Source organism: Stenotrophomonas sp. 22385 (assembly GCF_052045085.1).
In the GTDB taxonomy this organism is placed as follows: domain Bacteria; phylum Pseudomonadota; class Gammaproteobacteria; order Xanthomonadales; family Xanthomonadaceae; genus Stenotrophomonas.
Map to the genome: position 1 here is coordinate 364747 of NZ_JBQEOG010000002.1, position 12440 is coordinate 377186.

13 protein-coding genes are annotated in these 12440 nt (G+C 67.6%); 6 read left to right on the top strand and 7 right to left on the bottom strand.

Features of this window, described 5'->3' with window-relative positions:
* The first annotated feature begins 3 nt into the window (after positions 1-3).
* The 6 genes from ACTJI4_RS06045 to ACTJI4_RS06070 are packed head-to-tail and all read left to right on the top strand — an operon-like array spanning position 4 to position 4160.
* Positions 4-897 carry a TPM domain-containing protein gene (locus ACTJI4_RS06045; RefSeq protein WP_440868814.1) on the top strand — a complete coding sequence of 298 codons (894 nt, stop codon included), beginning with the start codon at positions 4-6 and terminating at the stop codon, positions 895-897.
* Positions 897-1385 carry a TPM domain-containing protein gene (locus ACTJI4_RS06050; protein WP_392919063.1) on the top strand — a complete coding sequence of 163 codons (489 nt, stop codon included), beginning with the start codon at positions 897-899 and terminating at the stop codon, positions 1383-1385. Before ACTJI4_RS06045 ends, ACTJI4_RS06050 begins: the two co-directional genes overlap by 1 nt.
* A gap of 51 nt (positions 1386-1436) precedes the next feature.
* Entirely contained in the window at positions 1437-2333 is an 897-nt protein-coding gene (gene lgt / locus ACTJI4_RS06055; RefSeq protein WP_440868815.1) for a prolipoprotein diacylglyceryl transferase, read from the top strand.
* On the top strand, positions 2330-3124 hold the full coding sequence (locus ACTJI4_RS06060; protein ID WP_392919058.1) for a thymidylate synthase: 795 nt from the start codon (positions 2330-2332) through the stop codon (positions 3122-3124). Before lgt ends, ACTJI4_RS06060 begins: the two co-directional genes overlap by 4 nt.
* Positions 3121-3669 carry a hypothetical protein gene (locus ACTJI4_RS06065; protein ID WP_440868816.1) on the top strand — a complete coding sequence of 183 codons (549 nt, stop codon included), beginning with the start codon at positions 3121-3123 and terminating at the stop codon, positions 3667-3669. The genes ACTJI4_RS06060 and ACTJI4_RS06065 overlap by 4 nt, the downstream gene beginning before the upstream one ends.
* Positions 3666-4160 carry a dihydrofolate reductase gene (locus ACTJI4_RS06070; RefSeq protein ID WP_392919053.1) on the top strand — a complete coding sequence of 165 codons (495 nt, stop codon included), beginning with the start codon at positions 3666-3668 and terminating at the stop codon, positions 4158-4160. Before ACTJI4_RS06065 ends, ACTJI4_RS06070 begins: the two co-directional genes overlap by 4 nt.
* Positions 4161-4427: 267 nt before the next feature.
* On the opposite strand, the gene ACTJI4_RS06075 is transcribed toward ACTJI4_RS06070, so the two are convergent.
* From ACTJI4_RS06075 to ACTJI4_RS06105, 7 genes are all read right to left on the bottom strand, one after another.
* Positions 4428-5423: a symmetrical bis(5'-nucleosyl)-tetraphosphatase gene (locus ACTJI4_RS06075; protein ID WP_392919051.1), complete on the bottom strand. Its 996-nt coding sequence runs from the start codon at positions 5421-5423 to the stop codon at positions 4428-4430.
* A gap of 13 nt (positions 5424-5436) precedes the next feature.
* Positions 5437-5817, bottom strand: a complete 381-nt coding sequence (gene apaG, locus ACTJI4_RS06080; RefSeq protein ID WP_392919049.1) for a Co2+/Mg2+ efflux protein ApaG — start codon at positions 5815-5817, stop codon at positions 5437-5439.
* A gap of 21 nt (positions 5818-5838) precedes the next feature.
* Entirely contained in the window at positions 5839-6654 is an 816-nt protein-coding gene (gene rsmA, locus ACTJI4_RS06085; RefSeq protein WP_392919046.1) for a 16S rRNA (adenine(1518)-N(6)/adenine(1519)-N(6))-dimethyltransferase RsmA, read from the bottom strand.
* On the bottom strand, positions 6651-7631 hold the full coding sequence (gene pdxA / locus ACTJI4_RS06090) for a 4-hydroxythreonine-4-phosphate dehydrogenase PdxA (RefSeq protein ID WP_440868817.1): 981 nt from the start codon (positions 7629-7631) through the stop codon (positions 6651-6653). The genes rsmA and pdxA overlap by 4 nt, the downstream gene beginning before the upstream one ends.
* 10 nt (positions 7632-7641) lie before the next feature.
* Positions 7642-8976, bottom strand: coding sequence for a peptidylprolyl isomerase (locus tag ACTJI4_RS06095; RefSeq protein ID WP_392919040.1), 1335 nt, complete (start codon positions 8974-8976; stop codon positions 7642-7644).
* Positions 8973-11429 carry an LPS-assembly protein LptD gene (lptD, locus tag ACTJI4_RS06100; protein ID WP_440868818.1) on the bottom strand — a complete coding sequence of 819 codons (2457 nt, stop codon included), beginning with the start codon at positions 11427-11429 and terminating at the stop codon, positions 8973-8975. Before lptD ends, ACTJI4_RS06095 begins: the two co-directional genes overlap by 4 nt.
* Before the next feature lie 96 nt (positions 11430-11525).
* Complete coding sequence (locus ACTJI4_RS06105; protein ID WP_440868819.1) at positions 11526-12437, bottom strand: histone deacetylase family protein; 912 nt, start codon at positions 12435-12437, stop codon at positions 11526-11528.
* Positions 12438-12440 lie beyond the last annotated feature (3 nt).

A 12440-nucleotide genomic window follows, 5' to 3' on the forward strand; every position in this document is an offset into this window, starting at 1 on the left:
GCGGTGAATACCCGCCTGCTGCTGCGCGTGCTGGTGCTGCTGTGCCTGTGCCTGTGCCTGGCCCTGCCGGCGTGGGCACAGACCGACGCGGCGATTCCGCCGATGACCTCGCCGGTGGTGGACACCACCGGCACCCTGGATGCCGCGCAGAAGCAGGCGCTGGAAGCCCAGGCGCTGGCGTTGCAGCAGCGCAAGGGCAGCCAGCTGCAGATCCTTATGGTGCCCACGACCCAGCCGGAAACCATCGAACAGTACGCGGTGCGCGTGTTCGAGCAGTGGAAGATCGGGCGCAAGGGCGTCGACGATGGCGTGCTGCTGGTGGTGGCCAAGGACGACAAACGGGTACGCATCGAAGCCGGTTACGGGCTGGAGGGAGCGATCCCTGATGCCATCGCCAACCGGGTCATCCAGGAATACCTGGCCCCCCGTTTCCGCACCGGCGATTACGCCGGCGGCCTGGCCGACGGCAGTGCGGCGCTGGTCAAACTCATCGATGGCGAGGTGCTGCCGGCACCGGTCAGTACCCACCGCGACGCCCGCGGCAGCGGCGGCGATGGCTTCACGATGGCATTGGTGATCGGCTTCTTTGTCGGCACCTTTGCCCGCGCCCTGCTGGGCTGGCTGCCGCGTCCGGTGCGCGCGCTGCTGGGCGGTGGTGGCGCCGCGGTGGCCGCATTCCTGTTCACCTCCCTGTGGCTGGCCAGTGGCCTGGCGGGGCTGATCGGCCTCTTCGTGGGCTTCTCCTCCGGCCGGGTCGGCCGCTTCGCCCGCAACAGCGGGTGGGGCGGCGGCGGCTTCGGCGGCGGCTGGGGCGGCGGAGGCGGCGGTTTCGGCGGTGGCGGCTGGGGCGGTGGTGGTGGGCGATCCGGGGGCGGTGGCGCCTCGGGAGGGTGGTGATGCGCATCTGGCGCCATCTGTTCGCGCCCTCGCTGCGGCGGACCTTCCCGCCGGCCGCGCTGCAGGCCATCACCGACGCGATTGCCGCGGGCGAGCGTCGCCACGGCGGTCAGGTCATGTTCGCGGTGGAAGCCGACCTGCCGCTGACCGCGCTCTGGCAGCGGGTCACGCCCCGCCAGCGGGCCGAGCATGCCTTCGCACAGTTGCGCACCTGGGATACCGAGAACAACAACGGCGTGCTGGTCTACCTGCTGCTGGCCGACCACGCCATTGAGCTGGTGGCCGACCGTGGCCTGCGCGGCAGGGTGGGTGAGGCGCAGTGGCAGGCGGTGTGCGCGCACATGCAGCAGCAACTGCGCGACGGCGCCCTGCAGGACGCGGTGCTGCTGGCCATCGGCGAGGTATCGGACATACTGGCCGGGCACTATCCGCCCGAAAGCGGGTCCAAGGATGACGCCCTGCCCAATACGCCGCAGTTCCTTGGTTGAGGTACGGCGGCGCTGGCCCGAGAATAGCCGCTTACCTGCAAGGCATTGCCCATGATCTATCTCCACGACATCGACCCCATCGCCATCTCGCTTGGGCCGGTCAAGGTGCACTGGTACGGCATCATGTACCTGCTCGGATTCACTGCGGCCTGGTGGCTGGGGCGCCGGCGCATCGCGGCGGGGCGCCTGCCGGGCGTGGATGCCAACGGCTTCTCCGACCTGCTGTTCTACGCCATGCTCGGCGTGGTGGTGGGTGGCCGTGTCGGGTACATGCTGTTCTACGCGCTGGGCGATTTCCTGCACAACCCGCTGCTGCTGTTCAAGGTATGGGACGGCGGCATGAGCTTCCACGGTGGCCTGCTCGGCGTGCTGGCCGCGTCGTGGTACTGGTCGCGCAAGCACCGGCTGCACCTGGGCGACACGATCGACTTCATGGCGCCGCTGGTGCCGCTGGGCCTGGGCTTCGGCCGCATCGGCAACTTCATCGGCGCCGAGTTGTGGGGCAAGTACACCGACGGCACGTGGGGCGTGGTGTTCCCTTCCGGCCTGCCGGCTCCGCTGAACCAGCTGGACATGCCAGCGCTGCGCGAGCAGTTCGCCACCGGCGCGCTCAACCCGTACGCCCGCCACCCCTCGCAGCTGTATGAAGCGCTGCTGGAAGGGCTGGTGATGTTCGTGGTGCTGTGGGCAGTGTCGGCCACGCCGCGCCACCGCTACCTGGTGTCGGGCCTGTTCGCACTGATGTACGGCGTGTTCCGCTTCGCGGTGGAATTCGTGCGCATGCCTGACAACGGCGTGTACCTGGCGTTTGACTGGTTCACCCGCGGCCAGCTGCTGAGCCTGCCGCTGGTGGCGCTGGGCCTGGTGCTGCTGGCCCTGTCGCGCCGCGCGCCGGTTCTGCAGCCGATGCTGCCGGTCACCCCCGCGACCGCCGGGAGCAAGGCATGAAAGCCTACCTGGACCTGCTCGAGCATGTGCTCGAACACGGCACGGAAAAGTCGGACCGCACCGGCACCGGCACGCGCAGCGTGTTCGGCTGGCAGATGCGTTTCAACCTCAACGACGGTTTTCCGCTGGTCACCACCAAGAAGCTGCACCTGCGCTCGATCATCCATGAGCTGCTGTGGTTCCTGAAGGGCGACACCAACATCGGCTACCTGCAGGACAACCAGGTGCGGATCTGGGACGAGTGGGCCGACGGCAACGGCGACCTCGGTCCGGTCTACGGCAAGCAGTGGCGCAGCTGGGCCACGGCCGATGGCGGCAGCATCGACCAGATGCAGTGGCTGGTGGACGAGATCAAGCGCAACCCCGATTCACGCCGGCTGGTGGTGAGCGCCTGGAACGTGGGCGAGCTCTCGCAGATGGCGTTGATGCCCTGCCACAACCTGTTCCAGTTCTACGTGGTGGACGGCAAGCTGAGCTGCCAGCTGTACCAGCGCAGCGGCGACATCTTCCTCGGCGTGCCGTTCAACATCGCCAGCTACGCGCTGCTGACCCACATGGTGGCGCAGGCCACCGGGCTGGGCGTGGGCGATTTCGTGCACACGCTGGGCGATGCGCACCTGTATTCCAACCACTACGAACAGGCCCGCGAGCAGCTGGCGCGCGAACCGCGGGCGCTGCCGACGCTGTGGCTGAATCCGGAGGTGACCGATCTGTTCGGTTTCAAGTTCGAGGACATCCGCATCGACGGCTACCATCCGCACCCGGCGATCAAGGCGCCGGTGGCGGTATGAGGCGGGCGCTTCGGGTCGCACTGCTGATGCTGTTGCCGGCGGCCGCTCAGGCCGCCGCGCCGTCGGAACCGTTGGCCGCGCAGGTCAACGCGCAGATCGTGCAGCGCCAGGTCAACGAAGGCGTGGCGGCGATGGCCGGTGCGTCCGGCGTGGGCATGATGCCGAGCGACCTTCCGGCGGCCTGTGAGCCGGGCATGCGCAGCGCCGTGGCGGGCATGTCCGGCGCGCTGGTGCGCTTCATGCAGGGCGCCTTCAATGATCCGGCCTACCAGCGCACATTCGAGCAGCAGCTGGCCCAGGCGTACTCGCCGGCGCAGCTGCAGGCGTTCCTGGACCGTGCGGCGGCTGGAGATCTCAGCTCGTTGAGCACCGAGGTAATGTCCGCACCGGGACTGCAGGCCACCCAGGACGCGCATCTGGCCCGGCTTACCGAGCAGGCTGACCAGGCCATGGAAGCCGACCCGAGCCTGCAGAAGGCGTTGGTCGATGTGCGCGCCGCGCAGGATCGCTGCGACGAGATGCGCATGGAGGCGGACGAATCATGAAACTCTCGCTGATCGTCGCGCTCGACCACGACCATGGCATTGGCCATGCCAATCAGCTGCCCTGGCAGCTGCCGGACGACCTCAGGCGTTTCAAGGCACTGACGATCGGCAAGCCGATCCTGATGGGGCGCAAGACTGCGCAGTCGCTGGGCCGCGCGTTGCCGGGTCGCCCGAACCTGGTGCTGACCCGCTCGGGCCAGGTGCCGTTCGACGGCATGCAGGCGGTAGGCAGCATGGACGAGGCACTGCAGTTCGCGGCCGATGCCGGCGCGGACGAACTGTGCGTGATCGGCGGCGGCGAGATCTACCGCCTCGCCATGGCGCAGGCCACCGACCTGCACCTGACCTGGGTGGATACCCGCGTCCAGGCCGACACCCATTTCCCGCCGGTCGATCCGCAGCTGTGGGTTGAAACGGCGCGCGAGCACCACGCTGCTGATGCGCGCCATGCATTCGCGTTCGATTTCGTGGATTACACGCGGAAGGCGTAACGTCAAACCCACCGCCGCCAGCCTTTGACAGTTGGCAGGTCGCCGTGGAAAAAGCGAAGCGCACGATGCGGTTAGGGTCGGTTCCCAAACGACTGCCGTGAACAGATCAACGCGCGGTAACGCATGGAAATGATCGAACCGCTGTTGATTTCCCTTGGCCCCCGCCGGCCCACTGCAGATACGTTCGCAGGCCAAGGCTTTGGCTTTTGGCGCAGAGCAACGGCGTACCGACCAACGGTCGGTACCTACCAACATGGAAGAGACGCGCTAAGCGGCAGTCGGGGTACCGTCGCCCGCATTCCCGGCCGGCTCACGCGAACGACGCGGCTGCTGCTGTTGATTCTGGCGCTGCCCACGCGGCGGCCGGCCATTGCCGTTGTTGCCCGGATTACCTTCGCCGGCCGGACGCCGTGCCGGCGGACGCGGCGGCGCAACCGGCTTGGGCACATCGCGGCCGGGCACCTGCACCACGCGCAGTTCTTCGGTATCCAGCTGCAGTGCGGTGAGCTTGCCGCCCCACACCGCGCCGGTATCGATTGCGTGCACGCCCTGGGTGATCGTCAGGCCCAGCGCCGACCAGTGGCCGCACACGATCTTCAGATCGCGCTCGACCCGGCCCGGCACCTCGAACCAGGGGTAGAGCCCCTGTTCCTGGGTGCCCGGCGTGCCCTTGTCCTCGATCCCGATCCGCCCTCGCGGCGTGCAGTAGCGCATGCGCGTAAGCAGGTTGATGATCGCCCGCGACCGGTCGTACCCGGCCAGACCCGGCGACCAGCCGGGCTTGTCGCCGTACATGTTGCGGAACAGCTTGCGGTAGCCGCTGCCGTGCAGCTGCACCTCCACCTCGCGTGCGTGCTTCTCGGCCAGCTGTGTGGTCCACTTCGGGGCCAGGCCCGCGTGCACCATCATCCAGCCCAGCTCACGGTCCACGTGCACCAGCTTCTGCAGGCGCAGCCATTCCAGCAGCACGTCGCGGTCCTCGGCCTGCACGATCCGCAGCAGGTCCGGGTTGACCTTGCGCTGCTCTTCCTCGGTGCGTGCACCGACGGCCAGCAGCGACAGATCGTGATTGCCCAGCACCACCACGCTCTGCTCGCGCAGCGAATGCACCAGGCGCAGGGTTTCCAGCGACTGGCCGCCGCGGTTGACCAGGTCGCCACAGAACCACAGTCTGTCCACCGCCGGATCAAAGCGGATCTTCTCCAGCAGGCGCTGGGTAACGTCATAACAGCCCTGCAGGTCGCCGATGGCCCAGACACTCATGCGTGCGCCTCCATCAATGCAGCGTGCGCGGAATGGTCAACACGAACGGCGCGATCGGGGCGGCGAACTCGGTGCCGTCGTCGGCGACCATGTCGTAATGCCCCTGCATCGTGCCGTGTTCGGTTTCCAGCATGACACCGGAGGTGTAACGGAAGTCTTCACCCGGGCGCAGCCGCGGCTGCTCGCCGATCACGCCATCGCCGTCCACATGTTCTACCCGGCCGTTGCCGTCGGTGATCCGCCAGTGACGGGCCACCAGGCGCGCGGCCACGCGGCCGCGGTTGTGGATGCGGATTGTATAGGCGAAGGCAAAACGCCCGTCTTCGGGCGTGGACTGGTCATCAAGGAAGCGCGGGGCGACCTCGACCGAGATCGCATAGTTTGCGTCGTTCATGCGGGCAGTTTAGAGGGAGTTTCAATCTTCCGCGCGCGGCACGTTGGCCAACGCGATGAACTGCGCCACTTCCAGCTGCTCGGCGCGCGCATCACTGCGCACCCCGGCCGCATCGAACTGATCGGGCGTCACCACCCCGTTCAGTGCATTGCGCAGCGTCTTGCGGCGCTGGCCGAAGGCCGCACGGACCACATCCGCGAAGCGGCGACGGTCGATGATGCCCACCGTGTCGGGATCGCGCGGCACCAGCCGGACCACGGCCGAGTCGACCTTGGGTGGTGGCCGGAATGCGCCCGGCGGCACCACGAACAGCGAGGTCACCTTGCACCAGGCCTGCAGCATCACGCTCAGCCGGCCGTAGACCTTGCTGCCCGGCGCGGCGGCCATGCGGTCCACCACTTCCTTCTGGAGCATGAAGTGCATGTCGCGGATCACCGCTGCATGGTCCATTGCATGGAACAGGATCGGCGATGAGATGTTGTAGGGCAGGTTGCCCACCAGCCGGATCTGCCCGTCGCCGGCCAGCTCGGTGAAGTTCACCTGCAGCACGTCGCGGTGCACGATGGTGAGCTCACCCAGCGGCGCTGCGGCGGCCGTCAGCGGCGCGATCAGGTCCCGATCGAATTCGATCACGGTCAGGCGCGGGTGGCGGCGCAGCAGCGGCAGGGTGATGGCGCCCTGACCCGGTCCGATTTCGACCAGGCGATCGTCGTCCTTCGGGTTGACCGCCATGACGATCTTGTCGATGTAGCTGCGATCGGCCAGGAAGTGCTGGCCCAGCTGCTTTTTGGCCGGCGCGGTAAACCCGGCGGCCGAGGGGGAATGCGGGGAAGTCATGGCACCAGTGTACGTTGGCGCGCCAGCCGGGCACACCATTGCGTGGCTGCGAGCAGGCTGGACGGGTCGGCGATGCCCTGCCCAGCCAGATCCAGCGCGGTGCCGTGATCGACCGCCACGCGTGGGTAGGGCAGGCCCAGGGTGATGTTGACCGCCTGTTCGAAACCGCTGTACTTGAGCACTGGCAGGCCCTGGTCGTGGTACATCGCCAGCACGGTGTCGAACCCGGCCAGCTTCTGCGGCAGGAAGGCGGTGTCGGCCGGCAGCGGGCCGATCAGGTCCATGCCATCGGCGCGCAGCTGCTCCAGCAGCGGAATGATCACATCCAGTTCCTCGCGCCCCAGGTGCCCGTCCTCGCCCGCGTGCGGGTTCAGCCCCAGCACGGCGATCCGCGGTGCAGTGAGGCCGAAATCTCCCCGCAGCGCGCCGTGCACGATCCGCAGCGTCCGCGCCAGGCCATCGGCGCTGATCGCGTCGGCCACCGCGCGCAACGGCAGGTGGGTGGTGGCCAGTGCCACGCGGACGATATCGTTGGCCAGCATCATCACCACCTCCACCCCGGCCTGTTGGGCCAGCAGTTCGGTGGTGCCGCTGTAGGCGATGCCGCCCTGGTTGATGACCGCCTTGTGTACCGGCCCGGTTACCACCCCGTGCAGGTGGCCGTCCAGGCAGGCCTGGCCGGCCTGCAGCAGGGCGCCGATCACCGCGCCGGCGTTGGCCGGGTCGGCCTGACCGAAACATGCGGGGGTCGCATTGCGGACGTCCCGCAACGGCAGATCGCCCGGATGGCGGGCGATGGCGTCTTCAGGCAGCAGGTTCAGGGGCAGCGAAAGCGCCGCTGCGGCCGCCCGCAACGTGTCCGGGTCGGCGAAGGCCAGCAGCCGGCAATCGGTGCGCGGCTGCTGGACCAGGCGAACGCAGAGTTCGGGACCGATCCCGGCGGGCTCGCCCGGTACCAGAGCGAGCTGCGGGATCATCGCCGGTGCCTCAGGGCTTGGCCGGGGCCGGGGCGGCGGCCGGGATGCGCAGGTCCACGTAGGCTTCGCCGCGCAGTTCCTGCAGGTAGCGGTTGTACTCTTCTTCCAGCTTGCGGCGGCCGATCGTCTCGCGGATCTGCGCACGCTTGTTGTCGGTGCCCGAATCGGTCTGGCGGGTGGCGACGCGCTGCACGATGTGCCAGCCGGCGTCGGTGCGGAACGGCTGGCTGACGCCACCGTCGCTCAGGCCGGTAACCTGCTTGCCGAAGTCCGGACCGAATGCGTCGGCCGGGAACCAGCCCAGATCGCCGCCCTGGCCCTTGCTGTTGGTGTCCTCGGACGATGCCCTGGCTTCAGCCTCGAAGTCGGCGCCACCGGCGATCCGCGCACGGATCGAGTCGATCCTGGCCTTGGCGGTGGCATTGTCCTGCTGGTCATTGACCCGGATCAGGATGTGCCGGCCGTGGTACTCGGTGATGGTCTGGCCGGTGGCGGCGGCGCTGGCATCGCGCACCTCCACCAGCTTGAGCAGCTGGAAGCCGCTCGGGCCGCGCAGCGGGCCGACGACGTCACCGGCCTTCATGCCGGTCATCATCTGCGCGAACGCGCCCGGAATTTCATCCAGCGAACGCCAGCCCAGGTCGCCGCCTTCCAGCGCGTTGGGGCTGTCGGAGTAGCGGACAGCGGCCGCGTTGAAGTCCAGCTCACCCTTGTCCAGCAGGCTCTTCACCCCGTCGACCTTCTTCTGCCCGGTGGCGATCTGCTCGGCGGTGGCGCCTTCCGGCAGCGCGATCAGGATGTGGGCCAGGTGGTACTGGGTGCCCGCCGTCGCTTCCTGCTTCAGCGCGGCATCCACTTCACCCTCGCTGACGCTGATGCGGCTCTGGGCGAAACTCTGGCGCAGGCGCTGCACGGTGATTTCATCGCGGACCGAGTTACGGAAATCGTTGAAATCCACGCCATCGCCGGCCAGGCGCTGGCGCAACGCGTCGAGGTTGGAGCCGTTCTGCTGGGCAATCGCGTTCAGGGCCTGGTTGAGCTCCTGGTCGCTGACCTTGATGCCGCTGCTTTCGGCACGCGTGACCTGCAGCTTGACCAGCACCAGTCGCTCCAGCACCTGGCGGCTGAGCACGTCGTCGGGCGGCAGCTGGCCTTCGCGCCCGGCGTACTGGGCCTTGATGTTCACGATGGCGCGGTCCAGCTCGCTCTGCAGCACGACATCCTCGTCGACGATGGCGGCGATGCGGTCCAGCGACTGGCTCTGCTGGGCCAGCACCTGAAGCGGGGCGGAGACGGTGCTGACCGCAATCAGGGAGGCGAGTAGGACGGGGAAGGTCTTGGTCATGGGATCAGATTGGGATCGTAGTCTTCGCGCGTGGGGGCGCCCGTGTTGGCGGGCGGCACGAGATAGAGGTCGTCTCGGTAGTAGCCGAGAATAGCACGGCGCAAAGTGCGGTCCGTGTTCTGGCCAATGGAGCTCAGGCCCTTGAGCACGAACTCGATCTGGAAGGAATTGTTCAGCTCGCCTTCGCGGTTGCGCACGTAGCGGCGGGCCAGGGCGCGTACCGCGAGGCAGCAGCTGTCCCACTGGACGCCGCCGATGATTTCCAGCGGCGCCTTGTCCTCGATGGAGTAGTAATAGCGCCCCACCAGGCTCCAGGTCTGGTTGATCGGGTACAGGAAGGACAGGTCCACCTGTTCCAGCAGGGTGCGTTCTTCCTTGGTCGCGGTCGCCGGTGCGGCCGTGTTGAGGCGGTGGCGGTAGGTCAGGTTGACGATGCCGTCGTTGGACATCAGGTAGCGCGCGCGCACGCTGGCCAGGTCCTCGCGCTTGTACTTCGGATCCCACTGATAGGTGGCACCCAGGTTCCAGCGGTCGTTGATGGCGTAATTGGCATCGGCGATCCAGGCCGACTTGCCCTGTTCCACCTGCGAGGTGGTGCCCGGCAGCGTCACCCGCGAATCGTCGAAGTACAGGATCTGACCGATGCTGCCGGAGAAGCGCTCGCGGCCGGTTTCCTGGTTGATGAAGCGGGTGCTCAGCGCCATCGTCAGCTGGTTGGCGTCGTTCTGGCGGTCCGCGCCGGTATAGCGGGAATCGCGGAACAGCTGGCCCCAGCTGAAGGTGAAGTCGCGGGTATCGAAGATCGGCAGGTCGCTCTGGTCGCGGTACGGCGTGCGCAGGTAGAACAGGCGCGGCTCCAGGGTGTGCAGGTACGAGGTGCCGCCGATGGTGGTCTCGCGGTCGAAGAACATGCCCGCGTCCAGGCTGGCGATCGGCACGCTGCGGTGCGGCGAGGTGTTGCCGCGCAGCTGGTCGGGGGTTGCCGTGGCCGGATCGATGCCCGCGTCGCGGAGTGCCTGCAGCCGCGTCCGGTCGGCCAGCCCGCGGTCCAGCTCGTAACCGGTGTAGCGATAGGCGAGGGTCGGGGTGACGTACCAGGAGGCACCGGCGAACGGGAAGGTCACATACGGTTTCACGTCCAGGCGCGAGCCGTTGTAATACGGCGTCACGGTGCCGCTGGGCGCGAAGTCGTCCTCGATGCCCAGCTTTCCGTCGACATCGTCATGGGTGAAATGCACCGCTTCGGCGTACACGCCCGCTTCCAGCCACGGCAGCAGCGGCTTGTCCCAGTTGACGAACAGGCGCGGCTGCCGGGAGTAGGGCAGCGACGCGTCGGTCAGCGTGTAGTCGGTGTTCTGCCAGTAATCGGCCATCAGCCCCGCGGTCCAGTTCTCGCCGGTTCCATAGATGCCGACCTGGCTCTGCAGGCTGGAGGTGGTCACTCCCAGCAGCTTGCTGGAGAAGTCCTCGGTGTAGCGCTCGTCGCTGACCCAGGCGATGTTGGCGCGGGCCTGCCAGTTCGCGTCGATGTTGTGGTAACCCTGGTACTCGACCTGGCCGCGGTCGCGGTCGCGCAGCTTGTCATTGGGCAGGTAGGCGGTCTGCAGTTCGCCACGGCCGCCGTCGTACAGATAGCGGAACTCGTTGTCGAGCATCAGGCCGCGCTTGCTCATGTAGCGCGGGGTCAGGGTGTCGTCGTAGTTCGGCGCCAGGTTGAAGTAGATCGGCTGGGCGTAGTCGAAGCCATTGCGCCCGGACAGGCCCAGCTGCGGGTACAGCAGGCCGGTCTGGCGGCGGTCATCGATCGGGAACTTGAAGTACGGCGCCCACAGCACCGGCACCTTGCCGATGCGCAGCACCGCATTGCGGGCGGTACCGAAGCCTTCGTCGTTGTCCACGTCGATCTGCGGTGCCGACAGCTTCCACACCGGCTGCGAGGGGTCGCAGGTGGTGTAGGTCGAGCGGTGCATCTGGCCCACCGAACCCTGCAGGTCGATCGAATCGGCGTCGCCATGGCCACGCCGGTCCACCAGCTGGTACTGGATGTCGCTGATCTTGTGGGTGTCCGATTCCTGGTTGCCTTCGGCGCGCTTGGCGGTCATCCGGATCGACGAATCCTGGTAGCGCACATTGCCTTCGGCGATGTAGTTGCCACTTTCGGTGTCGAAGCTCAGGTGGTCGGTGCCCAGGAACTGGTCGCCGCGCTTGAGCGCCACGTTGCCCTGGTACTGCGGCACGGTCGTGGTACCGGAGAGGGTATTGCCTTCGATATCGGTGGGTTGCTGGTCGCGGGTTTCGGCCGCGGCCTTGTCCGCCACGGGGGCGTCCTGGAAGGCGGGCAGGACATCGGCTACCGGGCACAGGCCCCAGTTCACCGGTTTGTCGTCGGCCATGGCCGGCAGGCAGATGGCGATGCTCAGGGGGAGAGGCAGCAGGCGGAGGGCTCGGCGCACGCGGGATTCGGATTCGGACGAAAACGGATCGTAGCTTGCCCCATCCCTTGCATAGGGGCAATGAAGGCCTGCTGCGGCCAAGGGTTCAGGTTCATCTCACAGCATCGCACCCACATGCGCCACGGAACATTCGGCCAGCGCCTGCAGGTCGTATCCGCCCTCCAGCATGGACACCATGCGGCCGCCACCATGGCGGCGGGCCAGGCTGCGCAGCTCGGCGGTGATCCAGGCGAAATCCTCGGTTTCCAGCATCAGGTCGGCCTGCGGATCGCGCAGATGGGCATCGAAGCCGGCCGAGACCAGCAGCAGCTGTGGGCGGAAATCGTCAATGGCCGGCAGCATTTCGTCGGCCCACGTGTTGCGGAAGCGGAAACTGCCGCTGCCCGGTGGCAGCAGGATGTTGAGCAGGTTGCCCGCGCCCCGGTCGCGGCGCAGGCCCGAGTTGGGGAACAACCCGGCCTGGTGGGTGCTGTAATAGGCCACGCGCGGGTCGGCCACGAAAATGTCCTGGGTGCCGTTGCCGTGGTGGACGTCGAAATCGACCACCGCGATCCGCTCCAGCCCATAGCGATCGCGCGCGTACGCGGCTGCAACGGCAATGTTGTTGAAGAGGCAGAACCCCATCGCCGTGGTCGCGGTGGCGTGGTGGCCGGGCGGGCGCACCGCGCAGAACGCAACCGGATCCCCGCCCAGCATCACCGCATCCACCGCAGCCACGCCGGCACCGGCGGCATGCAGCGCGGCGCTGGCCGAACCGGGCGAGGTCATCGTGTCCATGTCGATCAGCCGCAGGGCCTCATTCTGTGGCGCCAGCACCAGGTCGATCAGCGCGCTGTCGTGCACACGCGCCAGTTCGCCGAACTTTGCCGGCGGCGCCTGGCGCCAGTCCAGCTGGTCCGGGTAGGCGGACCGCAGCGCGTCGAGCACCACCTGCAGGCGCTCGGGACATTCGGGGTGGCCGCGGCCGGGATCGTGTTGCAGACAGGCGGGATGGGTGAAAACCAGCATGCG